The organism is Aeromonas sp. 82P (assembly GCF_051919365.1).
Classification (GTDB): Bacteria; Pseudomonadota; Gammaproteobacteria; order Enterobacterales; family Aeromonadaceae; genus Aeromonas; species Aeromonas veronii.
Genome location: NZ_JBQBEV010000001.1, coordinates 3,243,722 through 3,269,499, shown reverse-complemented (window position 1 = coordinate 3,269,499; position 25,778 = coordinate 3,243,722). Strand labels below are relative to the sequence as shown.

The 25,778-nt window shown below is 60.0% G+C and carries 22 protein-coding genes; 7 read left to right on the top strand and 15 right to left on the bottom strand.

Annotated features, from left to right (window positions below):
• Nucleotides 1-123: 123 nt before the first annotated feature.
• The 4 genes from ACTG2S_RS14925 to ACTG2S_RS14910 are packed head-to-tail and all read right to left on the bottom strand — an operon-like array spanning nt 124 to nt 3,872.
• Entirely contained in the window at nt 124-1,308 is a 1,185-nt protein-coding gene (locus ACTG2S_RS14925; RefSeq protein WP_439982739.1) for an iron-containing alcohol dehydrogenase, read from the bottom strand.
• 17 nt (nt 1,309-1,325) lie between these two features.
• On the bottom strand, nt 1,326-1,844 hold the full coding sequence (locus ACTG2S_RS14920) for a hypothetical protein (RefSeq protein WP_139395991.1): 519 nt from the start codon (nt 1,842-1,844) through the stop codon (nt 1,326-1,328).
• Nucleotides 1,825-2,415, bottom strand: coding sequence for a TetR/AcrR family transcriptional regulator (locus ACTG2S_RS14915; RefSeq protein WP_071911066.1), 591 nt, complete (start codon nt 2,413-2,415; stop codon nt 1,825-1,827). Before ACTG2S_RS14915 ends, ACTG2S_RS14920 begins: the two co-directional genes overlap by 20 nt.
• A gap of 11 nt (nt 2,416-2,426) precedes the next feature.
• On the bottom strand, nt 2,427-3,872 hold the full coding sequence (locus ACTG2S_RS14910; RefSeq protein ID WP_439982736.1) for a coniferyl aldehyde dehydrogenase: 1,446 nt from the start codon (nt 3,870-3,872) through the stop codon (nt 2,427-2,429).
• A 212-nt stretch (nt 3,873-4,084) separates the two neighbouring features.
• Here ACTG2S_RS14910 and ACTG2S_RS14905 point away from each other — a divergent pair, with 212 nt between their 5' ends.
• The 3 genes from ACTG2S_RS14905 to ACTG2S_RS14895 all read left to right on the top strand — a co-directional run bounded on the left by ACTG2S_RS14905 (nt 4,085) and on the right by ACTG2S_RS14895 (nt 6,016).
• A complete protein-coding gene (locus ACTG2S_RS14905) occupies nt 4,085-4,378 on the top strand; it encodes a hypothetical protein (protein WP_019446630.1) in 294 nt (97 codons plus the stop codon).
• Nucleotides 4,379-4,576: 198 nt separating this feature from the next.
• Entirely contained in the window at nt 4,577-5,560 is a 984-nt protein-coding gene (locus ACTG2S_RS14900) for a nucleoside hydrolase (protein WP_439982734.1), read from the top strand.
• A 126-nt stretch (nt 5,561-5,686) separates the two neighbouring features.
• Nucleotides 5,687-6,016, top strand: coding sequence for a DUF3634 family protein (locus tag ACTG2S_RS14895; RefSeq protein WP_182925775.1), 330 nt, complete (start codon nt 5,687-5,689; stop codon nt 6,014-6,016).
• Nucleotides 6,017-6,102: 86 nt separating this feature from the next.
• Here the strand turns inward: ACTG2S_RS14895 and ACTG2S_RS14890 are convergent, their stop codons facing one another.
• Nucleotides 6,103-7,308 carry a c-type cytochrome gene (locus tag ACTG2S_RS14890; protein WP_439982732.1) on the bottom strand — a complete coding sequence of 402 codons (1,206 nt, stop codon included), beginning with the start codon at nt 7,306-7,308 and terminating at the stop codon, nt 6,103-6,105.
• Nucleotides 7,305-9,230, bottom strand: coding sequence for an NAD(P)-binding protein (locus ACTG2S_RS14885; protein WP_439982729.1), 1,926 nt, complete (start codon nt 9,228-9,230; stop codon nt 7,305-7,307). Before ACTG2S_RS14885 ends, ACTG2S_RS14890 begins: the two co-directional genes overlap by 4 nt.
• 366 nt (nt 9,231-9,596) lie before the next feature.
• On the opposite strand from ACTG2S_RS14885, the gene ACTG2S_RS14880 reads away from it, so the two are divergent.
• Entirely contained in the window at nt 9,597-9,971 is a 375-nt protein-coding gene (locus ACTG2S_RS14880) for a DUF805 domain-containing protein (protein ID WP_005337730.1), read from the top strand.
• 82 nt (nt 9,972-10,053) lie between these two features.
• On the opposite strand, the gene ACTG2S_RS14875 is transcribed toward ACTG2S_RS14880, so the two are convergent.
• The 6 genes from ACTG2S_RS14875 to manA all read right to left on the bottom strand — a co-directional run bounded on the left by ACTG2S_RS14875 (nt 10,054) and on the right by manA (nt 18,808).
• Nucleotides 10,054-11,157 (bottom strand): YdcF family protein, encoded by a 1,104-nt coding sequence (locus ACTG2S_RS14875; RefSeq protein WP_274160292.1) that lies wholly within the window; start codon nt 11,155-11,157, stop codon nt 10,054-10,056.
• A 326-nt stretch (nt 11,158-11,483) separates the two neighbouring features.
• Nucleotides 11,484-12,236, bottom strand: coding sequence for a DNA/RNA non-specific endonuclease (locus ACTG2S_RS14870; RefSeq protein WP_274160291.1), 753 nt, complete (start codon nt 12,234-12,236; stop codon nt 11,484-11,486).
• Nucleotides 12,237-12,456: 220 nt separating this feature from the next.
• Nucleotides 12,457-13,302 (bottom strand): universal stress protein, encoded by an 846-nt coding sequence (locus tag ACTG2S_RS14865; protein WP_274160290.1) that lies wholly within the window; start codon nt 13,300-13,302, stop codon nt 12,457-12,459.
• A gap of 19 nt (nt 13,303-13,321) precedes the next feature.
• Nucleotides 13,322-14,812 (bottom strand): SulP family inorganic anion transporter, encoded by a 1,491-nt coding sequence (locus ACTG2S_RS14860; RefSeq protein WP_274160289.1) that lies wholly within the window; start codon nt 14,810-14,812, stop codon nt 13,322-13,324.
• 400 nt (nt 14,813-15,212) lie between these two features.
• Nucleotides 15,213-17,105, bottom strand: a complete 1,893-nt coding sequence (locus ACTG2S_RS14855) for a PTS fructose transporter subunit EIIC (RefSeq protein WP_274160288.1) — start codon at nt 17,103-17,105, stop codon at nt 15,213-15,215.
• 503 nt (nt 17,106-17,608) lie between these two features.
• Complete coding sequence (gene manA / locus ACTG2S_RS14850) at nt 17,609-18,808, bottom strand: mannose-6-phosphate isomerase, class I (RefSeq protein WP_274160287.1); 1,200 nt, start codon at nt 18,806-18,808, stop codon at nt 17,609-17,611.
• Nucleotides 18,809-18,937: 129 nt separating this feature from the next.
• Here manA and ACTG2S_RS14845 point away from each other — a divergent pair, with 129 nt between their 5' ends.
• Entirely contained in the window at nt 18,938-19,813 is an 876-nt protein-coding gene (locus ACTG2S_RS14845; RefSeq protein WP_005361632.1) for a helix-turn-helix transcriptional regulator, read from the top strand.
• A 156-nt stretch (nt 19,814-19,969) separates the two neighbouring features.
• Complete coding sequence (icd, locus tag ACTG2S_RS14840; RefSeq protein ID WP_005347179.1) at nt 19,970-21,223, top strand: NADP-dependent isocitrate dehydrogenase; 1,254 nt, start codon at nt 19,970-19,972, stop codon at nt 21,221-21,223.
• Between the two features lie 73 nt (nt 21,224-21,296).
• Here the strand turns inward: icd and ACTG2S_RS14835 are convergent, their stop codons facing one another.
• The 3 genes from ACTG2S_RS14835 to dsdX form a co-directional block, all read right to left on the bottom strand.
• Nucleotides 21,297-21,473 (bottom strand): hypothetical protein, encoded by a 177-nt coding sequence (locus ACTG2S_RS14835; RefSeq protein ID WP_005337712.1) that lies wholly within the window; start codon nt 21,471-21,473, stop codon nt 21,297-21,299.
• A 308-nt stretch (nt 21,474-21,781) separates the two neighbouring features.
• Nucleotides 21,782-23,113 (bottom strand): D-serine ammonia-lyase, encoded by a 1,332-nt coding sequence (locus ACTG2S_RS14830; protein WP_274160286.1) that lies wholly within the window; start codon nt 23,111-23,113, stop codon nt 21,782-21,784.
• Between the two features lie 16 nt (nt 23,114-23,129).
• The gene (dsdX, locus tag ACTG2S_RS14825) at nt 23,130-24,467 is read right to left on the bottom strand and encodes a D-serine transporter DsdX (protein WP_274160285.1); all 1,338 of its coding nucleotides are present in this window, start codon (nt 24,465-24,467) and stop codon (nt 23,130-23,132) included.
• A 222-nt stretch (nt 24,468-24,689) separates the two neighbouring features.
• Between dsdX and dsdC the strand changes: the two genes are divergently transcribed.
• The gene (gene dsdC, locus ACTG2S_RS14820; protein WP_274160284.1) at nt 24,690-25,634 is read left to right on the top strand and encodes a DNA-binding transcriptional regulator DsdC; all 945 of its coding nucleotides are present in this window, start codon (nt 24,690-24,692) and stop codon (nt 25,632-25,634) included.
• Nucleotides 25,635-25,778 lie beyond the last annotated feature (144 nt).

Genomic DNA, 25,778 nt, shown 5'->3' with positions numbered 1-25,778 from the left:
CGTGGTCAATATCATCCCCCTTTGACAGAGGGCGCATCGATATCGCGATGTAGATCAAGGTGCCCGATGGTGAGTCGGGCACCGCGTTAGTGTCAGCACAAGAGTGTTGGCAAAGGGGAGGGATCAGACCCAGGCTCGCTCCAACAGAGTGAGTAACTGCTCACGGTCGGCGTCCTTGCGATTGAACAGCAGGGCACCGTCGTTGATCGCCAGATCGCGTATCTCGGTCAGTAGCGAGCGATCGCTTACCCCAGCCTCGCTCATGGTGCGCGGCAGCTTGACCGCTTGCCACAAGGTGTCGCGCAGGGTGCGAATGGCTGTGATGGTCGCCTCTGCTTGCTGATGGGCCGGGGTGGCGGCAAAGCGCTCAGCACCTACCAGCGGCAACAGCAGGCGCGCCAGCTCGTTATCCACCTCGGGGCGGTTGTAGTCGAGCACGGTCGGCAAAAAGAGGTTCATGCACAGCCCGTGGGGCAGATGGCAGCGGGCTCCCAGACTGTGGCCGAGGGCGTGCACCAGCCCCACCATGGAGTTGGAAAAAGCCATCCCAGCCAGCGTGGAGCCTTCCGCCAGTTGCAGCCGCAGCTGTTTGTTTTGCGGGTCGTGGATGATTTGCGGCAGGGCGCTGGCGATCTTCTCCACTGCCATCAGGGCCAGCGCATCGCTCACCGGGTTTTTGGCGGTGCCGATAAATGCCTCGATGGCATGGGTCATTGCATCCATGGCGGTGGCGGCGGTGATGTTGAGGGGCAATCCCTGAGTCAGGCGCGGGTCGAGCACCGCCAGCTGCGGTAGCAGGAAGGGGGAGGTGAAGGGCACCTTGCGCCCGCTCGTCTCATCCTTGATCACCGCCACCAGCGTTACCTCGGAACCGGTACCTGACGTGGTCGGTACCACCGCCAGCGGCTTGAGAGGACGGGTGAGGCAGCCCGCACCCGAGTAGTCGAGCAGGTGTTCACCGCCCATGGATGCCAGGATATTGGCCGCCTTGGCGGTATCGATGACCGAGCCCCCCCCCAGAGCGACCAGACTGTCGCAATCGAGCTCGGCGTAGCGTTTGGCGATCCGCTCCACCACGGCGGTGGAGGAGTCGGCCGGGATCTCGTCCCAGATGGCGGCGACCGGCAGCTCACCCTCGGCCAGTACATTGGCCAGCAGGGTGGCAAGACCAGTGGCATTGACCCCCTTGTCGGTCAGCAGCAGGGGGCGGCGAGCACCAAGGCTTGCCAGCTCGCTGGCCAGCTGCTCCAGCGCCTGTTCACCGGCCAGCAGTTTGACCGGACAGAAAAAATCGTAATAGCGGCTCATATCAAGGCTCCTTGCGCTCAGCCGGTTACCAGACCCAGATAGATGTTGCAGGCACGGCCAAGCTTGTTGCGCTGGGCCGGATAGTGGCGCAGCAGCGGCCGCGCGATAAAGGCAGGCAGGATCAGGGACTGCAACTGCTCAAGCCCCCGCACCAGATGCATGGCGGTGGTCAGATCCCCCTCCACCAGCAGCCGGTTTTCACTGAACGCCTGATTGACCCCGAGCCGAAAGCTCAAGGCGCGAAACGCGATATTGGGGTGCTTGAAGCGCACCCGCAGCGGATGGATGGTGGCATGGGGTGCTGCTGGCGCACCGGGATACCAGCGCCCTCCTTCTTTATGCATGTTCATGGCGTAATCAAGCCCCCCCACCTCAAGGCGAATGGCCAGGCCATCCGGCAAGGGGGCCAGTTCGCGGCGCACCGCCTCGTCGATACGGGCGGCGCGGCAGAGGGTACGGCCCACCACCCAGAGCAGAGTGGTGATCCAGAGGCGGCGGCCCAGTGCGGCCAGAGATTCAACGGTCGGAGTTGTCATAGGGGTTGGCTCCTGAGATGGCTGACCAGAAGAGGGCAAAGGCACTGGCTTGCCAGTGGGCATCCTGCCCAAGCTCGGGTTGATCGACAAAGAGTGATGCGCAGGCGAGAAACTGCCCCTGACACACCTCCAGCAATAGCGGCGCGGGGGCCTGCATCAGCTCGCCGCTGGCCTGCCCTTTTACCAGCAGGGCGGGCAGAAAGCGCAGAGTGTCATTCAAGATCTGGCTGCGGGCCGGGCGGGCCAGCAGGGGGGAGTGAAAGAAACCCAGCACGAATTTGAGCTCGTTGGGGTGGGCCAGCATCCAGCTCATCGCCTGCTGCCAGTAGTGGTGGATCTGCTCGCGCAGTGCCAGATCGGGATCGGCTTCGCAGATGGCAGCGCCCATCCGGGTCTTCACATCCTGATAGAGCTGGAGGATGAGTGCCTCCTTGCTCGGAAAGTGGTGGAACAGGGTGCCGTTGGCGACCCCGGCCGCCTTGGCAATGCGGGCGGTAGCTGCCCCCTGCAGACCATCTTCGGCGCAGAGGGCGAGGGCGGCATCCAGGATTTGGCGGCGCTTGTCGGTCATGGCGGGCTCCGTCAGCGCAGGAAGAAAGCCATCATCAGCTTCTGGATCCAGCTGTTGTAGGGCGGATGGATCAGGGAGCCGGTGGTGAACTTGCCGCGGGTCAGCACGGTTTTCGCCTTGGAGAAGGTGAGAAAGCCCTCGTGCCCGTGGTAGTGGCCCATGCCGGAGGCGCCGATGCCGCCAAACGGCACATCATCGGCTGCCACCTGAAACAGACTCTCGTTGATGGCCATGCCGCCGGAGTGGGTCTCCCGGGTCACCCGCGCCTGCAGCCCGGGATCGAAGCTCATCAGGTAGAGAGCCAGCGGGCGGGGACGCTCGGCGATATAGGCGAGCGCCTCCTCTAGCGTGTCGTAGGGGATAAGCGGCAGCAGCGGGCCGAAGATCTCCTGCTGTATCACCTGACAGTGGCCCGGCACCCCGGTCAGCAGATGCGGGGCCAGAAGGCGGCGCTGATCATCCCGCGCCGGAGTGGCGCAGGGGTGGAGCTGGGCACCCGCCAGTTTGGCCTCATCAAGCCAGCTGACCAGCCGCTGATACTGGCGATCGTTGATGATGGCGCCGTAGTCGGGGCTGGCGAGCCCGGCAGGGTAGAGCTTGGCAAAGTGGTTGCGATAGGCGGCGATAAAGTTATCCACCTCGCTACGGGGCAGCAGCACATAGTCTGGGGCGACGCAGATCTGGCCGGCGTTTAGGCTCTTGCCGAAGATCATCCGCTCGATGGCGGTCTCAACCGGCATGTCGGGGGCGATGAGGCAAGGGCTCTTGCCACCCAGCTCAAGGGTGAGCGGGGTGAGCTGGGGCGCGGCGGCGGCCATCACCAGCTTGCCAACCATGGTGGAACCGGTGAACAGCAGGTGATCGAAGGGGAGCGAGCTGAACGCGGCCGCCATCTGGGCATCCCCCTCGATGACGGCGATCTCGTCCTCGTTGAAGGCGCTGGTGAGCAGGGTACGCAGCACGGCGTTGGTGTGGGGAGTGAACTCGGAGAGTTTCAGCATCGCCCGATTACCTGCCGCGATGGCGGTGATGAGCGGGCCGAGGCTCAGCATCACCGGAAAGTTCCACGGCACTATGATGCCGACCACCCCGAGCGGCTGGAAGTGTACCTCCACTTTGGCGGGGGCGAGCAGCAGACCGGCATGGCGACGATGGGGCTGCATCCAGCGCTTGAGCCGCTTCTGGGTGTAGTTGATCTGCATGATGCATGGGAGGATGTCGGCGATCTGGCTGTCGTAGTGGCTGCGCTGGCCATAATCCTGCGCCAGCGCCGTGCAGAGCTGCTCCTTGTGAGCCAGCAGCGCCCGCTTGAGTTTGGTCAGCTGGGTTCGCCGCTCGGCCAGCGTCGGCATGGGGTGTTCCCGGCTCGCCCGTTTGAGCCGCTCCAGCTGCTCGGGCAGGGCCAGCTTGATGGCGAGGATATCCTCCGGACTGTGCTGATGCGGTGCGACTCCCATGTTCTTCTCCGTCTGAAAAACAACCGACTGATTGGTCGGTCTAAATCTAGTCGTTTGTTGCGCAAGTGTAAAGCTGGCATCATCTGCCCCTGTCACCGGCAGCTGGACGCAAGAGAGAACTGTGTTCCTCCCCACACTTTTGTGGTTTGCTCGTTGGTGGCTTATCTAATAAGAGGTAGTTTTTGGCTATTCACATGCACGGAGGGAGCACTATGACCAGGGAATTGAACAGCTTGTTGACCCGGCTTGAAGATGTGGTTGAGCGGATGCCGGATTGCTTCAACACCTACGAATTTGCCCAGAAGCTGGCGCTGCAATATCAGCCGGAGTTCTTTGCCGCCGGCCACTCGCTGGCCGAGCACGAAGGCAAGGTGTTGCGGGTGCTGCATCAGAAGATTGCCGAGGCGCTGGCCAGCTGCGATGCGGTGATTGAAGGGGCTCTGCTCCCCTGCGTGACCCCCTGGGGAGAGAAGTCCACCTCGCCGCGTTGGCACCGTAAACGCTGAGCGGCGGGAACCTGGTTCCTGCACAATGAGATAATGAATCGTCATGGCGCGGCCCCAAGTGGCCGCGCCATTTTTTGTAGCGGGGATTGTGGATGTGATGCAGGAAAGGGCGGGCAAAGGTTCAGGGTGTGATCCCCTGCCGGGATAAAGGGCGGCGAGCCCGGTAGACTCCCCCTTTTGTCGCTGCAGGGAGGTCATATGACTGACAAGATCCAGACTCACAAGATTATTCTCGACACCGATCCGGGCATCGACGATGCCATGGCTATCCTGTTTGCCGAGGCCCACCCTGCCATCGAGCTGCTCGCCATCACCACCGTCTTTGGCAACGCCACCATCGCCAATGGCACCCGCAACGCCCTCTGGCTCAAGCAGAAGTACGGCATGAAAGCGGATGTGGCCAAAGGCGCAGCGGCCCCGCTGCTGCGTGATCCGGTCGGCCCCACCACCATAGTTCACGGCCCGAGCGGTTTTGGCGACCTGGAGGCGGGGGAGGTGAATATTGCGCCCGATCCCCGTCCCGCCTGGCAGTACATTGTCGAGGCGGTCAAAGCGGCGCCGGGGGAGATCACCCTCGTCACCATCGGGCCTTTGACCAATCTGGCGCTGGCGCTGCAGCAGGCACCCGAGATTGTTTCACTGGTGAAACAGGTGGTGGTGATGGGGGGCGCTTTTGGTATCAATGGTCATCGCGGCAACGTCACCCCCTATGCCGAGGCCAATATCCACGATGATCCCGATGCCGCCGACCGGGTCTTTACTGCCGACTGGCCAGTGGTGATCATCGGGCTGGATGTGACCCAGCAGAGCTTTTTCAGCGGCGACTATCTCGATGCGCTGCGCGACGAAGCGGGCGAGCCGGGCCAGTTCCTGTGGGATGTGAGCCGCTTCTATCTGCGTTTTTACTCGGAGAAGCTGGGGCTCTCCGGCTGCCATGTCCACGACCCGTCCGCCATCGCCTATGTCATTGACCCGACTCTCTTTACCCTGCGTGAGGGGTCGGTGCGGGTGATCAACAGTGGCCCGGCCATCGGTCATACCCTGCAAAAGTTCGATGGCAAGCGCCACTCCCACGATGGCTGGGCCGATTTTCGTCCGCAGCAGGTCGGGGTGGCTGTGCGTGATGAGGCGCTGCTCGCCCTCTATCGCGAGACGCTGGTGGCCTGGGGCAAGCGCCGTTAAACGCCCCCGACGGTCTGGCGGTGATTCGTGGTGGCGCGCGTTGCGTTACGGCTGTGATCCCCGCCAAACAATCGCGGCGCACAGGCGCTTATACTGCCTGATATCAAGACGTTAGGAGGGATTGGGATGGCCTGGATTTCCTTGATAGTGGCGATAGCCCTGATCTGGTGGTTGATGAAACTGGGGCGTGGTGCCCTGTTCGAGATCCGCCTTGCACCCGGCAAGGTGGTGGTCAAGCAGGGCAAGGTCTCGCCCGCCTTTATTGAGCATGCCAAGCAGATCCTGCGCCACGAAACAGTGCGTGGCCGCATTGTGGGACATCGCGATGGCGACGGGGTCAAGCTGGTCTTCTCCCGCTCCATCCCCGAGCCGGTGGCCCAGCGTTTTCGCAATATCTTCCCCTATGGCGACTATCATCACGTCGCCGCCCCGGGCGCCAAGCCGCGCAAAGGGTAAAGCAGTCCGAGTGCATCAGAGAGCAAACGGGCCTCCAGTGGAGGCCCGTTTTTTATGGCGTTTGGCCAAGCGAGAGCGACTTGCCCTTACTCCTTGCCGTGCAGCTCGCGCTGGGCCTTGACGGCAGCAGCCTTGATCGCCTGCCCCTCGTTGCCCCAGGAGGCGCGCAATGTATTGACCAGCTCGGCGATCCGCTCGTCATCCATGGTCCAGCCGTAACCCGGCATGTGGTAGCCGATATGGCCGCGGGTGATGGGCGTCTCGGCGCCATGCAGCAGCACGTTAAGCAGGCTGGCCGGATCGTCCGCCAGCACGGTGCGGTTGTTTACCAGCGAGGGGATGACGTGGTCGTTGCCCTTGCCATCGACCCCGTGGCAGGTGGAACAGTACATGGCGTAGTCCGCCTTGCCACCGGCACTGGCATAGGCGCGGGCCCCTTTCGCTACCGCCGGCTCCGCTTTCAGGTCGGTGAGGTAGGTGGCAATGCTGGCCAGATCGGCGTCGCTGAAATACTGGCTGCTGTGAGTGATCACTTCCGCCATGGGGCCTGCGACGGCCTGATGCTGGCTGCGGCCGGTTTTCAGCAGGTCAATCAGCGCCTGCTTGTCGTAGCGGCTGCCGCGAATGTCGGGGGCATACCAGCCGTCGAGGGCGGCACCGCTCAGGTAGACGGGATCCGCCTCGGTCAGCGCTTTCTCCTGCATGCCAAGTCCACGCGGGGTGTGGCAGCTGCCGCAGTGACCGGCGCCCTGTACCAGATAGGCGCCGCGGTTCCACTCTTCGCTCTTGCCTGCGACCGGGGTGAAGCGGCTGTCGTCGTGATAGACCCAGTTCCAGCCCATCAGCGGCCAGCGCATGTTGAGCGGCCAGGGGATGTCGCTCTCCTTGTTGGCGATGGCCAGCGGCTGCACATCCTGCATCAGGTAGTGGTAGAGGGCGGTGAGATCCTCGTCGTTCATCTTGGCGTAGGCGGTATAGGGCATGGCCGGATAGAGACGATGCCCATCGCGGGCCACCCCTTCGCGCATCACCTTGATGAACTCCGGTAGGCTGTAGTTGCCGATGCCGTGACTCTTGTCGGGGGTGATGTTGGTGGCAAACACGGTACCGATGGGGGTCGGGAACCCTTTGCCGCCAGCCAGCGGTTTGCTTGCCTCGCTAGTGTGACAGGCGGCGCAATCGCCGAGCTTGGCCACATACTCACCTGCCGACATGGTAGGAGCCGCGTGAGCGGCAAGGGCGGGCAGCGCCAGCAGCAGGGCGCTGGCAGTCAGTGACAGGGCGCGGCTCATTGGGCACCTCCCTTGGTCATGGCGACCAGCTCGTTGACGGCGCGCCACGCCTCGTCGATGGCGGCGTGGGCGTAGGGGCTCCAGCCCGAATCCGAGTTGGCGATAGTGATGTTGCCGACCGGCTTGCGTCCCAGCTCGATCCACTTCTCGCACTGCTCCTCGTCATCAAACAGGGTGTTGGTGACATAGGAGTAGCCGTGGGACCAGCGGTTGACCGTGATGGCGAGGATATCCTGCTCATGGTTGAAACCGGCGCTGCCCAGCATCCCCTGCAGCTGTTCGCGGATCATCTGTTCATGCTGCTCGAACGGCATGCCGAGGATCATGGCGCGTCCCTTACGGGACTGTTCGCGGGCCGACAGGCCGCTGCCCGGCAGGGTCGGGACATAGACCATGTGCAGACACATCGGCTGATCCGGGCTCTTGGGATGCTCATAGCCACCCATGCTGACCGGATAGTCGAGTTTGACCCGGCTGTAAGGGGCGGCCGGGGAGTAGACCTCGTGCACCCCGAGCTTGACGAAGGCTTGCCAGTTTTTGATCACCACCTTGGTGTAGACCAGCGGCGCCTTGACGTTCTGGCGCAGCGCCTCCTTCTGGGGCTCCGGCATCTCGGGCACCATGTAGGGGATCATCATGTTGTAGCCAGCCATGATCGACTGTTTGGCGCGCACCCGGTGCAGTTTCCCTTCTTTGATATAGGTGACATCCACCGCCAGCTTGCCATCGGCGAGGCGCACGTTTTTCGCCTGCAGCGCCGTGCTGCCAAGGCGCAGCTGCACCTTGTGCTCCGGCAGATCGAGCTTGCTGTAGTCAAACTTGGCCAGCACCACATCCTGCATGGTGTGACCCGGCGCCACCTGCGGGATGAGCTTGCGCACCATCAGGCGGGTGAGACCGGCGTTGCCATCCGGGAAGTGCAAGATGTAGGGATCGTCGAGCTCAGCCTGCTCCTCGGCATCGAGCGGCGTCAGGTTGAGGCCGCCAAAGCCGGGCAGGGCACAGAGGCGGGCGTCGGCGCAGGCGGTGGCATCGATGCCGACGGCCTGAAAATCGTTGGTACGTTGCTGGAAGTAGGTGATGGCACGTTCGCTCAGGCCCACCTTGTCGCGCAGGAAGGTGGTGTAGCTGTTGCGGGTGATCCACTCATCCTGCTGCTCGCGGGTCATGCCGCTCAGGTAGTCGGTCTTCTCCTCGTGCAAGGCCAGCAGGGCGGCCTTGTCGGCATCATCGAGCGGGAAGTCACCGATAAACTCCGCCAGCGGACGGCCATTCAGGCGATCGCGCGGGATGTCATCCGCTACGTTATGGCCCGGATCCCCGTTCACTATCTTGTTGACGCCAAAGTGCTTCTCGTCGAAATAGACGCCGCGGCTGAGCCCCAGATCCGGATAGAAGGTCTGCTGGAAACCGGCGGCCAGCTCGTCGATGTTGACCTCCAGCGCCTTGAGCAGGCCGAGCGCCACCGGGCTGTAAACCGAGCGCGGCGATTGCAGGGATTCACTGCCGCCGTAACCCAGACGCAGGCCATCGGGAGTGGTGAACTCGTTGCGCTTGGCGTGGCCGCCGAAGTCATCGTGGTTGTCGAGCAGCAGGATCTTTTTATCCGCGCCGAGCAGTTGCTGATAGAAGCAGGCGGCGGCCAGACCGCTGATGCCGGCGCCGACGATCACCAGATCGTACTCTCCTTCAAGGGAAACATTGGCAAAGTCATACTGTTTGCCATCGCGGGCGATGCTGTGGGCCGGTTCGAAAGAGCCCGGGTGGTTGCCGCGCAGGCCGGTGAGGGCGGGCGGGTAGACCAGCGTCTTGTCAGCCAGCGCGCTGCCGCTTTCGGCAGCCTTGAGCAGGTTGATGGGGGCGATGCCTGCTGCGATGGTGATGGCGACGCCATTGAGAAAATCTCTGCGTGTGATGCTCATGGCAATCCCTGTGTTAGGAGAAGTAATGAATAAGTGGATTCATTATGGGAGGGAGACACAGATCCTGTTCAGGATTGGGCGCCGAATCTACCGCTATCCTCACGCTGAGTCCATACGATTGCTAATGGATTATTAAGCACCATTTTCCTGCTTGTGACGAGAGTGATGCGCTGATGGGGGTGATTTGCCCTGTTGCAGGGCAAATTATCTCTCGGCTCGGTCGGTCAATGATTGCCGCAGCTGATTAGTTTGGGAGGCGTTCGGGCATCATTGTCGACTCGGGGGGATGATCGCGCTAAGCTCTTAACTACTTGTTTTATAGACTCTCTTTTTATTCATAGGCATAAAGGCCACTCAGGAGGCGCAATGAACTGGTATATCTCGGTCCTCAAGCAATATGCGGTATTCAGCGGGCGGGCCCGTCGCACCGAATACTGGATGTTTGTGCTGTGCAACGTCATCGTCATGCTGTTGCTCGGCATGGTGGACAAGCTGATTGGCGGCGACAATGAGCTGATAAGCTCCATCTATTCGCTGGCGGTGCTGCTGCCATCGCTGGCGGTGGCGGCCCGTCGTCTGCACGATACCGACCGCAGCGCTTGGTGGCTGCTGCTCGGGCTTATCCCCATTATCGGCACCCTGGTGCTTATCTACTTTATGGTTTGCAACGGTCAGCAGGGGCCAAACCGCTTCGGTGATGATCCCAAAGCGGCCCCCTCGCAGGGCTTTATCGTCAGCTAACGGGCGCGGCTTGGCCAACCATCGGTCAATAAAAAGAGAGGGAGGCATCATGCCTCCCTCTCTTTTTCGTGTTGATGGTCGATCAACGCTCGATTAGCGGTGCAGATCGGTAGCTCCACATGCCGTAGGTGCGCAGGGCGTCGCGGTAGATGCCGAGCAGCTCGCTCTCGCTTGGGGTAGCCAGCTCCTCGAGGGGTTTGTCGGGGTAGCTGACGCTCGCCACCTTGAGGTTGGCCGGGCCAATCTGGTCGCAGGCGATTTCCAGCACCGTCTGGCCGCGGCGCACATGGCTGGCGGAGCTTACCAGCACCGCATAGTCAATCTGGTGGCGGGCGAGGGCATAGGCGCTGTAGAGGGCGTTATCCACCGTGCTGGTGGCGTAGTTCTCTTCAATCAGGCGGCTGCGGTCGATGCCGTGGTTGGCCAGCCAGTCAGCCATCAGCTTGCCCTCGGTCTGGCGGTTCTGGGGCACGCCGCCGGTCAGGATGATCAGCGCCTCCGGATCGGCCTTGGCCAGCGCCAGAGTGGTTTGCAGGCGGCCCAGCAGGATCTTGTCCATGCTGCCGTCGGGATTGAGGGCGTAGCCCAGGGTGACGATGGCGCGTTTGCCCTCCTTGGTGGCCTTGACCTGATCCTCGGTCAGTTCGGTCTGCAGCGGGGCGGCGGTGATCCGCTGCACCCGGGCAATGATCTCCTCCAGATCGGCTGCGCGGCCACTGTTGCGATCCGCCACTTTCGCCAGATAGTTGCGGGAGGCCTCCTTGTTTCCTTTCACCAGCTGCCAGATGGCGAGATAGCTGTTGATGTCGAGATCATCGGGGGCGACGGCCTGCGCCTGCTCCAGCAAGGTGATGGCGCGGCTCAGGTTGCCGTTGTAGATCTGGGCGTTGGCAGCCGAGATGAGCAGGTCGGTGCGGTAGGGTTCAAGCTGGTAGGCGGCCAGCAGCCGCTCGGTCACCAGCTCCATATTGCTCGGCATCTTGGCGGTAAAACCGGCGTGGGAGATCTTGGCTGGCGACTTGTAGATCTGCAGCGCTTCGCCGAGCAGCATGTCCACAGCCTGGCGTTTGCTGACCAGGGTATTGAGGTCGTGCTCCATCTGCATCGAGCTCTCAGCCGCTTGCAGGGCGAGGGGGGAGAGCGCCAGCAGGCCGCCGAGGGTGAGGGCAAGAAGGGTCTGTTTCATCAAAAGGTCCTCTGTCGGGCTGAATCGCGCCGTGGCGCAGCGGTTTGCGGGCCAATGCGACGAGGCAAATGTGCGTCAATTCAGTCTGTTAGTGCCAAAGAGAGGGCAATATAGCAGTTAACGGCGTGGCAAACTGTGAGTCGGGGCGGGTCGTCGGGTGATGCCACACCTGTGGCCGCAAAAGTGGCCGCAACGGGTCAGCAGCCATCTGAAAAGGGCAGGGGGAGCGTGACTCCTCCTGCTGGGAGGGGCGCTGGCCCCTCCCTCTATCTCTCGCGATTCAAGAGAGATGGGGTGTCAATCTATCTGCGGATGAGTATTCGCGGTCAGTTCCACATCTGGGAGATGCGGGCTTCCAGCGTCTCTTGCTGCTCTTCGGGCATATCGCTGAAGAAGTTGAGCTGGGTCTGCTCTTCCACCTCGCGTACCGAGACCCGGTAGTCGGCGATCTGGCTGATGGGCACCTCTTCCTGCGGCATGATAAAGGCGATGGCCTGCAGTCTGGCCGGGTCCATCACGATCTTGTAGTAGGCGCTCGGGATCGCCACACCCTGACCGATGGACTCTTCAGAGCCGGTAAAGATGGGGCCGGTGATCACCTGCACATCCTTGCGGGAGACCGCCCACTTGTTCACCTTGTCCTCCAGCACGCGCCACGCTTTCTGGTTGAGCACCCCGATCTGCGGCGTCATGTTGCTCAGCAGGAAGCTCTCTTTCATAGTGTTCTTGTTCGATTTCATGTCCCCCGCCGGGGCCTGATGGCCACGGTCGTAGCCCGAGCCCTTGTAGTCGGAGAGGGTGGCACGGTAGGCGACCGGGATCTCCCTGTCCTCGGCGAAGGCATCCTTGCGCGGCACTGTGCCCTGTGCGCTCTGGGCTGTCATCCGGTAGGAGACCCAGTCCGCCACCTTGTAGTCGTAGTTGTAGCCGACCGCATACCCTTCACGGCAGAGCTTCTGATCCGATTCGGAGGGCAGACCAAAGCGCACGTGCTCGCCACACGTCCAGTGTGCCGCCAGCAAGGGGGTGGCAGTGAGGGTGAGGGTAACAGCCAGAACCAATTTATTGATTTTTATCATTTTTGTGATGCTCCAGTTTAGTAGGCGGAGCCATTTGACATGAGATCTGACCAGCGCTTCAATTGCTGTTTTTTTACACGTCACCGTTCTGTGACGGCTCGCCAAGATCCGTGATGTGACAGGTTAATATGTTTTAAATCAGTGGCTTGGTCGGTGGGATGATGTGCGGTTGCTCGGCAGACAACGAAAAGGGGCCCGTGATGGGCCCCTTGAATGGTCGCTATCTCAGCAATAGCAGAGAGGTATGGCTGGTTTTCAGTATCCCCGTGGTGGTGCTCCCCACGATGAACTGTCGAATGCGTGAGTGGCCATAGGCCCCCATCACGATAAGCTCGCAGCCCACATCGGTGGCATGCTGGCAGATAACGGGCACCACATCGCCTTGCAGCAGCATTGCTTCACCCCTGATACCCGCACTTTTCAACACCTGCTTGGCCTCTGCCAGCTGGCGTTCGTGCTCGTCACCCGGTTCGCCGACCATCACCAGCTCACACTCAAGCCCCTTGAGCAGCGGACTACTTGCGATCAACTCCAGCACCTTCTTGGCGGTCGGGCTGGCGTCATAGGCAAACAGGAAGCGGCTTGGGGCCTGAAAGCCCGGCTGCACCACCATGATGGGGTTGGTCAGGGAGCGGATGACGTTCTCGAGATGGCTGCCAATCAGCTCGTGGGCATGGGTCATGCCCTGCTTGCCCATGATCAACATCCGCATACCGGATGAGAGCTCCTGGGTTGTCTCGACCAGCTGGCCGTGGCGTTGCAGGGTCTCGACCCCTGACATCCCCAAATCAGCAAGATATTCCTTGCCACTGTTCAGCAGAATGCGCCCTTGTTCATGGGCGAGGCGGCTGCGTTGGTGATCCAGCTCGGCGAGCTCCTGTAGCAGGAGCTCACGACTGCCAAGTCCAATATTGCCGGAGAGATCGCTGTGCCCTTCAAATTCACTTTTTTCCAATACGTGCAGCAGGGTGATAGGTAACCCAGTATTGATAGATGCCCATGCTGCTGCATCACACACTGCTGTCATGGCAAGGGAGCCATCGATACATGCAAAAATATTTTTCATGATAAATTCCTTTTTGTGATCAGTGGCCAGCCAGCAGCTTTTCAACTTCTTCCGGTTTGTCGTGCACGCCAAAGCGGTCAACGATAGTGGCGCTTGCCTCGTTCAAACCAATCAGCTCAACGTCTGTGCCCTCACGGCGGAACTTGATGACCACCTTGTCCAGTGCGGTGACGGCGGTGATGTCCCAGAAGTGGGCGTGGGTGAGGTCGATCACCACTTTCTCTACCACCTCCTTGAAGTCAAATCCGGCAAAGAACTGCTCGGCACTGGCGAAGAACACCTGGCCCCGCACCTGATAGGTGCGTACCTCGCCATAGCGCTCGCTGTCGCTCTTGACCAGCATGAAGCGGGCAACCTTGTTGGCAAAGAACAGGGAGGCGAGCAGTACCCCGACAAATACCCCGAGCGCCAGGTTATGGGTAGCGACGACCACTGCCACTGTTGCGATCATCACGATATTAGTGGAGAGCGGGTGCTTCTTGAGATTACGAACCGACTCCCAGGAAAACGTCCCGATAGAGACCATGATCATCACGGCTACCAGGGCTGCCATGGGGATCTGGCGGATCCACTCATCCATGAAGACCACCATCAGGATGAGCAGGGTGCCAGCGACAAAGGTGGAGAGGCGGCCACGGCCACCGGATTTGATGTTGATGATGGACTGACCAATCATGGCGCAGCCCGCCATGCCACCCATCAGGCCCGCGCCGATATTGGCAATTCCTTGGCCCTTGCACTCGCGATTACGATCGCTCTGGGTATCGGTGAGGTCATCGACGATGGCCGCCGTCATCATGGATTCGAGCAGACCGACCACGGCCAAACCTGCGGAATAGGGGAAGATGATCGCCAGCGTCTCCAGATTGAGTGGCACCTCGGGCCACAGGAAGATGGGCAGGGTATCGGGCAGCTCGCCCATATCGCCCACGGTGCGGATATCGATGCCCATGGTGATGGCGACTGCCGTCAGGATCACGATGCAGAGCAGCGGAGAAGGCACCAGCTTGCCCACCACCGGAATAAGCGGGAACAGATAGATGATGCCAAGGCCCGCCGCCGTCATGGAGTAGACCTGCCAGGTGACGTTGGTAAGCTCTGGCAGTTGTGCCATAAAGATGAGGATCGCCAACGCATTGACGAAGCCGGTGACCACGGAGCGGGAGACAAACCGCATCAGGCTGCCGAGCTTCAAGTAACCCGCCGCGATCTGGAGTACCCCAGTGAGCAGAGTTGCTGCCAGCAGATATTGCAGGCCATGCTCTTTCACCAGGGTCACCATCAGGAGTGCCATGGCGCCGGTGGCGGCCGAGATCATGCCGGGGCGACCGCCGACAAAGGCGATAACCACGGCGATACAGAAGGAGGCATAGAGGCCGACCTTGGGGTCAACGCCGGCGATGATGGAGAAGGCGATGGCTTCCGGGATCAACGCCAGCGCCACCACGGTGCCGGCCAGAAGATCGGCACGGATGTTGGAGAACCACTCTTGTCTTGCACGTTCCAGCATGGGGGGATTTTCTCGCTTGTTCGGGATCCACTGCACAACGCATCCACTGACCCAGGGGGCAGATGGCGTTTTGGCAGGATCGGATTGTTGTATTGGTAAGTGACGGATAAACAAAAACGCTCCGGTTGTGATAACCAGAGTCAGGCGGCAGGTGCCGCAAAGGGCGGGGTTATGGCGGCGTTACAGTCACGCCAGTATGGGTCTTGATCATAAGGCCGCGGATAATAGCAGATCCGTGCCGGGGGCGTTAGCCAATCTGTTCGTTGACATCTGAACGATGGGCCACAACAGCGTGAGGTTGCACTCTGAGGTAAACAGCAGTGGGCTCCCTAATGATGAGTTGCCCGGCAGGCAACGAAAAGGGGCCCGCGATGGGCCCCTTGTGCTGGTTTGACTGCTATCAGGCGGCGTTTGCCTTGTTGCCCAGCGTGCGGGCCAGCAGCGCTTCCGGATTGTGAATCGCCTCCTTGGTCTTCACATCGATGACCTCGATATTGGTGAAGCGCTCGCGGTTCTTGATAGCCACGTCGTGGGCGAAGATGACATAGCGTGCATTGGCGACATCTTTGGCGGTAATGCGGTTGATGATGCCGTTGGCGCCCTGGGTCTCGACCTTGAGCTTGATCCCCTGCTTGGCGGCAGCCTTCTGCAGGCTCTTGGCGGCCAGGAAGGTGTGGGCCACGCCAGACGGGCAGGCAGTGATGGCCAGTACGTCTGCTTCTCCTTCCGCTTCAATGATCTCGAAGCTGGTTTGGGTGGTGGTCACGTCATCTTCTTCGCTCACCGGCTTCTTCAGCAGGTTGACGATGATGGCTGTGGTCAGAGCGCCGAGGATGGTACCCAGGATGTAACCCATCTTGCCTTCAACAACCGGCAGGACAATCCAGCCACCCCAGGGGGCGTGGTTGATACTGTGCATCATAAAGCCGGTGATGTTGCCGACGATGCCGCCTGCGACGATGGCCGGGATAACACGCATGGGGTCAGCAGCGGCAAACGGGATGGCACCTTCACTGATACCGATCATGCCCATGATGGCGGCCGCTTTACCGGATTCACGCTCCTCTTTCTTGTAACGCTTCGGAGACATGAAGGTAGCCAGCGCCATACCCAGCGGCGGTACACAGATGGCGATACCGACGCCGCCCATCAGCCAGGGCTGGGTGTTGACCTGAGTCTGGGCAAACAGGGTAGCAACCTTGTTGACCGGGCCGCCCATATCGAAGGCGGTCATACCACCGAGAATGGCACCCAGCATCACTTTACCTGAGCCCGCCATGCTGGAGAGCCAGTGGTTCATCCCTTCCATCATGGCGGCGATCGGGGCACCGATCCCCCACATCACGATGCCACACACCAGGAAGGTACCGATCAACGGATAGATGAAGATGGAACCAAGGGAGGTCATGGAGTCAGGCAACTTGATCCGCTTGAGCTGATTGACCACGAAACCTGCGATAAAGCCCACCAGAATGGCGCCGAGGAAACCGGTTTGATAGTGCTGAACGGCAATCCAGGAGCCGATCATGCCCGGGGCCAGGCCCGGCTTGTCAGCCAGCGAGTAGGCGATGTAGCCACCCAGTACAGCGGTAAACAGGGTCAGACCGGCGATACCCATGGTCGCCATGTCTTTGAGGAAGCCCGCTTCCGGCACGGCGCCCTTGCCGCTCATCATCACCGACAGTGACAGCAGCACACCGCCTGCCACGATGAAGGGGATCATGTGGGAGGTACCAAACAGCAGATGCTGCTTCATGGTATTGAGGCGATCCTTGAAGGTGCGATCGGTGGGTTCAACCGGAGCAGTGGCAGCCGGTTTGGCGGCTGCCGCCGGTTTTTCCGCTTTCGGGCCTTGCTTGAGCAGGGTCAGGGCTTGCTCGACGGTAGTGGCCGCCTTCATCTGCTCGATAAAGCCAGGCTCCAGCAGACGGGTAGAGAGCTCCGCCAGCACTTCGATGTGGTGGTTGGCGCCGCCATCCGGGGAGGCGATCATGAAAATCAGTTGAGTTGGCTTGCCATCTTCGGCGCCGTACTCGATACCCTGACGGCTGACACCGATGGCAATGGCCGGACGGCTGACCGCCTTGCTCTTGGCGTGGGGCAGGGCGACACCCTGCTCGAAGCCGGTGCAGTCCAGCTGCTCGCGGGCCCAGATATCCTTGATGAATTGCTGTTGATCAGACACTGCGCCATCGCGCGCCAGCATCTGTGCCATCTCGTCGAACAGGGCCTCCTTGCTGGTGGCCTTCAACTCCAGGCAGATGAGTCTGCCGTTGGTCATGGTGGGTAACATATTACTCTCCTGGCTCCGTTGCCGAGCCGCATGATGGGGGGAACAATTGACCTAGATATTGTTCTCCCGTTGGCGCGGTGCCGAAATCGGACAAATGTGACGTTTACTGGATTTTTGTGCTGGCAAGAATGAGCTGTGACTCTCATCTCGTTTTTGTGTGATGATTAAACTCTATGTGAACATGAATTTAATCATTTAATATCAATCGCTTATTTTGGTTTTGTTCGTGCAAAATCTTATCTGAGTGTCCAGGTCGATAATGAGTTTCCTGTGATGGAATGGATATTTGTGTGATTTGTTATGGGTCAATAGTGTGAGCTGGTTGGCAAATAGCAGGCGCATCAAGTGATTTTATTGTCATTAATTGGGAGGGAGATAACTCTATGAGTCTGGTCAACCGTGTGATTAAGCGGTGAAAGGGGATGGCAGGGGATAAAAAACAAGGGCCATCATTGATGGCCCTTGTGCATATTCGGATGAGGCGTAGCCCCAGGATGTGCGAGTTAGCAGCGGTTGCCGGCGCGGGCGACCCGCCCCTCGGCCAGCAGTTGATAACTGCCAGTCGCTGCAGGAATAAAGGCTGATTGCCCCTTTTCCAGACGCAGTGACTGTTCGCCCTGCTTGAGGGTCACTGTGTCATCGATGGCAAACAGGATCTCGGCGCTGGCAGTGGTGAGCAGATGCTCGCCAGCCGGGTAGACGCTGAAGGTGAAGTCAGGTACCGGTACCTCGAAGTGCTGCACCGATCCTTCAACATGGGGAGCAAGCAGGATCTGGTCATCCGGCTTGGCCAGGCAGCGGGTGCAGTCCAGCAGTTCTGCCACATCGATGTATTTGGGGGTGAGGCCGGCGCGCAGCACGTTGTCGGAGTTGGCCATGATCTCGAGACCCGTGCCGCGCACATAGGCGTGCGGGGTACAGGCATCGAGGAACATCGCCTGACCTGGCTCAAGCGTCACCACGTTGAGCAGCAGCGGCGAGAATAGGCCCACATCTCCCGGGTACTGGGCCGCCAGACTGGTGATGAGGGCAAACGTCTCCTCATCCTGATGGGCGGCGGCATAGGCCAGCAGCCCTGCCAGCGCCTCGTCCTTGCGCGCCCCTTCCAGTACCAGCAGCTGGTGGAAGAAGTGCTGCAGGCCCGCTTCATTCTGGCTGGCGGCAAGGGCTGCGGTCAGATCGGCGATGGCCGCCAGATTGACCCGCTCGAACAGTGCCAGAATGGCGGGAATGGCGCGAAAGCCGTTCATCGCCTGATAGGGGGTGAGGGCAAAGACCAGCTCCGGCTTATGGTTCGGGTCCTTGTAGTTGCGATTGCTCGCCTTGATATCGATGCCTGCGGCCTCCTCTTTGGCAAAGCCCGCTTCGGCCTGAGCCTTGCTCGGGTGCACCTGAATGGAGAGAGCCTTCTCGGCACACAACACCTTGAACAGGAACGGCAGGCTGCCAAAACGGGCGAAGGTGGCCTCACCCAGCGCGGCGGTCGGGGCCCGGTCGATCACCGTAGAAAGCTTTTGCACACTGCCCGCCAGCGTTACCTCGGAGCAGCCGTTGGGGTGAGCCCCCATCCAGAGCTCGGCCTGGGGTTTGCTTTGCGGGTTGGGAATGCCAAACAGGGTGGTGAGGGAGTCATGACTGCCCCAGTCATAGCCTTGAATCGGGTTTTGCATCAACAGAAAGGAGGGCAGATCGCTACTGCTCATAAGGGACGCCTCGTCTAGTTTGAAGAAAATCGGGTGCAGAAAAGGGTGGCATTACTGCTGTGGACCGGACTATAACATGGGCGGTCGCGCGCGCCGCAACCGCTTGCCTCTCTCTTGATCAGGATCACCATGTCTCTCATCTTCAGCCAACTGCTCGACGGAGCCCTGAGCGAACAGGTTCCATTTGACCAAATCTGGTTTGCCAGTGAACAGGGGGTGCCACCCAGTTTCAGCTATCAGGTCAACTTTCCCCGCCTCGAGCTGGTCTTTAGCGGCGAGTATCTCAACCAAATTTGGGACAGGGAGGAGGGGGTCAGAGAGATCAGTGTATTGCCGGGACAGGCGCTCTATATTCCCCCCAACGGCTGGAACAAGCCGCTCTGGACCACCGACTGCTCGGTGCTGAGCCTGCTGTTTGGCAAACGCCAGCTGGGGTTCAGCCTGGTGAGCAAGCGCCGTGAAGATCCCGATTTCTTCGATGTGCAAAAGCACAGCATCATGGCGCGGGCGGGCCATGTGATCGAACACATTTTGGCGGCGCTGAACGTACTGACCGAGGATCCTGGTCGCTCCCCCACCGATGATCACCTGCTGCAGGCCCTGCTGGCGAGTGCCCGTCAGCTGTTGCTGGAGTCCGCCACGGATCGGCCACGGGGGGCAGAGCTCTTTCACGGGATCTGCATCTATATCCAGGAGAACTTTCACCGTCCCATCACCCGTGACTCCATTGCCCACCGCTTCAACGTTTCAGCCAGCCATCTCTCCCACCTGTTCCGCGAGCAGGGTCATATGCGCCTTGCCGATTACATCAGCTGGGTGCGGATCGATCGGGCCAAATTCATGCTGAAAAAGTACCGCTTTCGTCTTGAAGAGGTGGCCAGTCGCTGCGGTTACAGTGACGTGAACTACTTCTGCCGGGTGTTCAAACAGAAGACCGGCTTGACCCCTTCCCAGTATCGTTCCCTGAGTCAGCCGCAGGCTGCGGCCAGCGAGCTGGAGGGATAACGGGGCGGGGTCGGGGAGGCGTGGTGACGGCGCACTGGCGGGTGGCTACCTCTTTGGTCTGACATGCTTTCTTGTCGTTTTATTATGAAAATGAATGGGCTAAGATGGCCGCGCGCAACAAACAAGTTGATAACAAACGGAAGTTAGGAGATGCCGATGGAAAGCAAAGTAGTAATCCCGACCCAGGGTCAGAAAATCACAGTCGATGCCAACGGCAAGCTGCAGGTTCCCAACCATCCGATCATTCCGTTTATTGAAGGGGATGGCATCGGTGTTGACGTAACCCCTGCCATGTTGAATGTGGTGAATGCTGCGGTCGAGAAAGCCTACAAGGGCGAGCGCAAGATCGCCTGGATGGAGATCTATACCGGCGAGAAATCGACTCATGTCTATGGCGAAGGTGCCTGGCTGCCGGCCGAAACCTTGGATTTCATTCGCGAATACTGCGTGGCCATCAAGGGCCCGCTGACTACTCCGGTCGGTGGCGGTATTCGCTCTCTCAACGTGGCCCTGCGTCAGGAGCTGGATCTCTACATCTGCCTGCGCCCGGTGCGTTACTACGACGGCACCCCGAGCCCGGTGAAACGTCCTGATCTGACCGACATGGTGATCTTCCGCGAAAACGCCGAAGACATCTACGCCGGCATCGAGTGGAAGGCCGACAGTGCCGAAGCGAACAAGGTGATCGCCTTCCTGCAAAACGAGATGGGCGTGAAGAAAATTCGCTTCCCCGAGTCCTGTGGTATCGGCATCAAGCCGATGTCCAAAGCCGGTACCGAGCGTCTGGTGCGTGCCGCCATCGAGTATGCCATCGACAACGATCGCGACTCCGTGACTCTGGTGCACAAGGGCAACATCATGAAGTTCACCGAAGGTGCCTTCAAGGATTGGGGTTATGCTCTGGCCCAGAACGAGTACGGTGCCCAGCTGATCGACGGTGGCCCCTGGTGCTCTTTCAAGAACCCGAAAACCGGCAAGACCATCGTCATCAAGGATGTCATCGCCGATGCCTTCTTGCAGCAGATCCTGCTGCGCCCGGCCGAGTATGACGTCATCGCCTGTATGAACCTCAACGGCGACTACATCTCCGACGCGCTGGCCGCTCAGGTAGGCGGTATCGGCATCGCGCCGGGTGCCAACATCGGTGACGGCGTGGCCCTGTTCGAAGCGACCCACGGTACTGCACCGAAATATGCCGGTCAGGACAAGGTCAATCCAGGCTCCCTCATCCTTTCCGCCGAGATGATGCTGCGCCACATGGGCTGGGTTGAAGCGGCCGATCTCATCATCAAGGGGATGGAAGCGGCGATCCGCAACAAGACCGTCACCTATGACTTCGAGCGTCTGATGGAAGGGGCCACCCTGCGCTCCTGCTCCCAGTTTGCTCAGGACATGATCGACCAGATGTAATCTGCTGCTTGCCAGAAACGCAAAACCGGCGCCATGTGCGCCGGTTTTTTTTATCGCGAAAGAGTGAAGGGGCTTATTGCGCCTGCTCTACGTGTTGCTGATAGCGTTGCTGCCATTTGCTGGTCTCTGCTTCATCACCCTGGGCCTTCCAGAAGGCGCAGATGGTGTTGGCAAGTTCCGAAGCCATCGCGTGATCTCCGTCACGTCGACTCATCAGATAATCTCCCAGCCAGCTTTGATATTGTTTCATTACCCGATCTCCTTATCTCATGTGCCCTTGAGGGTGCCCACCTTGACGGGAGCCTGTCGGCTCATCCTGGGGGGAACATCATCAGGCATGATGGTGCAAAGTCACGACCCGGGCAGAGAGCCCGATGGGCAATCTGGCGGCGAACGTGACGCGAGATGTCAAAAAATGAGCGCCATTTTAGCACAAACTGACCAACTTGGGGAAATTGTCGCCATGGATTGCGACAGAACAGCCCCATCCCCTTGTTCCCAAAACAGAAAACCCGCCGTGATGGCGGGTTGATTTGTATATAAATGTGGCAAAACAGCCTAGATCTTGGCGCTGGCCAGGTACTTTGCCATCTCTTCGGCTGGCACCATGCCACCGCCGGTAGCCCACACCAGATGGGTGGCTTGTGCCATGGTTGCGGCATCGCAACCGCGCCCGGTTAGCCACTCGGGATTGGCAGCCACCCGCCACGGGCCGGCCATACCTGCCAGAGCGGAGGGTTCGAGTGTGATCTGCTCATCGCGCGCCAGCAGTCCGAGCAGGTCATACATCTCCTGATCGCTCAGGGTGTAGAAGCCCGCCAGCAGCCGCTCCATGGCACGGCCGACGAAGCCGGAGGCGCGACCTACCGCGAGGCCGTCGGCTGCGGTGAGGTTGTCGATGCCCAGATCCTGCACCGCAATGGCATCGTGCAATCCGGTGTGGACTCCCAGCAACATGCAGGGGGAGTGAGTGGGCTCGGCGAAGAAGCAGTGAACGTTATCCCCGAATGCGAGCTTGAGACCAAAGGCCACCCCGCCTGGGCCGCCACCCACGCCGCAGGGCAGGTAGACAAACAGTGGGTGGTCGGCATCCACCTTGATACCCATCTGGTCGAACTGCTTTTTCACCCGCTCGCCCGCCACCGAGTAGCCGAGGAACAGGGTGCGGGAGTTCTCGTCGTCGATAAAGAAGCAGTTGGGATCGCGCTCGGCCTCTTTGCGCCCCTGTTCCACCGCCACCCCGTAATCTTCGGCATATTCGACCACGATGACGCCGTGTTCGCGCAGCTTGCGCTTCTTCCACTCCCGCGCATCGGCTGACATGTGGACGGTGACGGTAAAGCCGAGCTTGGCGCTCATGATGCCGATGGACATGCCAAGGTTGCCGGTGGAGCCCACTGCGATGCTGTACTGGCTGAAGAACTGGCGAAACTCGTCGCTGAACAGTTTTCGGTAGTCATCCTCTTCGCAGAGAAGTCCCGCCTTGATCGCCAACTGTTCGGCGTGAGTCAGCACCTCGTAGATACCGCCTCGCGCCTTGATGGAGCCGGAGATGGGCAGGTGGCTGTCTTTTTTCAGCAGTACTCGACCGGTGACCTCGACCCCGTAGCGCTGGTTGAGCGTAGCCTGCATCGCCGGAATAGCGGCGATCTCGGACTCCAGAATGCCGTTGCTGGTGCGGGTCTCGGGGAAGGCTTCGCACATATAGGGGGCAAAGCGGGCCAAGCGGGCGGAAGCGTCTGCCACATTGTTGTTATCGAGCCCCACATAGGGCAGACCGGCAGCCAGAGTGGTGGTGTTGGGGTTGAACCAGGTGACTGGCTCAAGCGCGATCAGGGATTGCACCAGTGGAAATTGCGCTGTGAGCTGTTGGACGTCGATGTTTTTCATAGTGTTCTCGGTCTTGTTACACGATAAAGGAGAGCAGGAAAGTACCGGCCAGCGCCATCAGGGAGGCGACCAAGGTGGCGGTGGTGTAGTACTTGAGCGTTTCGTTCAGGGTAGCGCCGCAATACTGCTTGACCAGCCAGAACAAAGAGTCAGTCACCATGGTGCAGCCAATAGCACCGGAGCCGATGGCCAGGGTCATGATCTCCGGGCTGATGTTCGGGTAGTGCACCATGATGGGGGAGACGATAGCAGTGGCGCCCATCATGGCGACGGTGGCGGAGCCCACGGCGGCGTGCAGCACGATAGCCACCAGCCAGGCGAGCAGAATGGGGTGCATATCCAGCTGGGAGAGGATAGTGGCCAGAGAGTCGCCCAGCCCACTCGCCTTGAGTACGCCGTTGAAGGCGCCACCCGCCCCGATGATGAGCAGGATATTGGCGATGGAGGAGAAGCACTCCTCGGTCTTGTTGAGCAGCCCCTCCATCTTCATCTGCTGGCGGATCCCCAGCACGTAGTAGGCAGTGAAGGCGGCGATAAACATGGCGGTGATGGGGTTGCCGATAAACTCCAGCACGGTGTAGAGGTGGCTGGCGTGCTCCATATTGAGCTCGGCGACCGTCTTGGCCAGCATCAGCAGGATGGGCAGCAGCACGGTAAAGAGCGAGGCGCTTAAGGTCGGGAGAGTTGCCTCATCGCGCGCCTTGATGTCGGCAAAGGCATCGGGTACCTCCTTGAACGGAACCCGGTTACCCAGCAGCTTGAGGAACAGCGGGCCGCCCACCAGCGAGGCAAACAGCCCGACCGCGAGGCCATAGACAATGACCGAGCCGACGTCAGCCCCCAGCTGATTGGTGACATAGAGGGCAGCAGGGTGCGGCGGCACTATGCAGTGCACGGCCATCAGGGCGGTGCAGAGCGGAATGGCCAGGGTCAGCAGCGAGGTGTTGGTCTTGCGGGCGATGGAGAAGGCCAGCGGGATCAGCAGTACCACGCCGACTTCGACAAACAGGGTGATGCCACATACCAGACCCACCAGCACCATGATGACATCCGGCGAGAGCCAGCGGCATCTCTGCAGGGCGAGGCCGATGCGCTCTGCAGCCCCAGACACCTCCATCATCTTGCCGAGTATGGTGCCAAGACCAATGACGGCGGCGAGAAAACCGAGGGTGCCGCCAATGCCCGCTTCCATGGCATTGACCATGTTGACCGGGTTCATCCCCATCAGGGTGCCCACATAGAAGCTCGCCAGCAGCAGGGCGAGGAAAGGATGCACCTTGCCCTTCACTATGGTGACCACGATAAGAACGATGCTACTTAGCAAGGTAGCGATGACCCATACCTCTGAACTCATACTGCGCCTCGACATCTGTTGTGTGTGATTGTTTATGCGCTATTGAATGAAAATGAGGCGGGGCTGACAAATGATGAAATCGACCACTTGGGTGAGCTGAGGTGATTCATAGGCGCTACATTGGTCACAATTTATCGAAATTACACTCTTTGGGTATTTTGGTTTCATCCTGAAGGTGGCCTGTGGGTGTATGATCGGCGACCATTGCGAAGAGGGGGATGAATGTATAACGGGGATAATTACGTATCGCGCAACAAGCTGCTGAGCAGCTACCAGCTGGCCAAGCTGCACACCTTCGAGGCGGCCGCCCGCCACGGATCCTTTGCCATGGCAGCTGATGAATTGTCGCTGAGTCCCAGTGCCGTGAGTCACCGGATCAGCGCACTGGAAGAGGAGCTGGGGTTCAAGCTCTTTGAGCGTTTTCACCGCAAGGTGGTACTGACGGCGGATGGGCAGCGGGTGTTCTGGGCGCTCAAATCTTCGCTGGAGTTCATCAATCAGGAGATCCTGGAGATCAAGAATCAGGAGCTCTCCGGTACCCTGACCATCTATTCGCGTCCCTCCATCGCCCAGTGCTGGCTGGTGCCCAGGTTGGCTGATTTCTCCCGCCTGCATCCGCAGATCGAGCTCAATATCATCACCGGTAACGAGAACATCAACCTGCATGGTTATGGCATCGATTTGACCCTCTATTTCGATGAGAAGAGCCCGGAGCGGCTTGCCATCCACCCGCTGATGGATGAGTACATGCTGCCGGTCTGCAGTCCGGAATATGCCGAGCAGCACGGGCTTGTCGGTAATCCCGCCAACTTGTCTTTGTGCCGTTTGCTCCATGATAGGCAGGCATGGGGATTTGACTCGGATACCGATGAATGGAGCTGCTGGGCTCGCCACGCCGGGGTTAGCCTGGAGGCATGTCAGCTGAGCATGGGTTTTGATCGCTCGGATCTCGCCATCATCGCCGCCATGAATCACGCCGGGATCGCCATGGGGCGCAAGAATCTGGTGAGCAAGCGACTGGCACGCAACGAGCTGGTGGCACCTTTTGCCGGGCTGGAGATCAAGTGCGAGCAGCGTTATTACATGACGACCCTGCCCAACCGGGCGTGTCCCAAGATCCAGGCGTTTATCGACTGGGCGCAGGAAATGGCTGCCGAGATGGAATGAACAGAGGCCGGTGCGCAAAAGCAAAATGAAGATGGTAAAGCGCGAGTGAACGAAGGTAGCGGTTTAACGTAGCGGGAAAATTGGGGGAGAGGGGTTGGCTGATGGTGGTTGGTCGCGAGTGGCCTTGCTGCCAACACCGGGTGG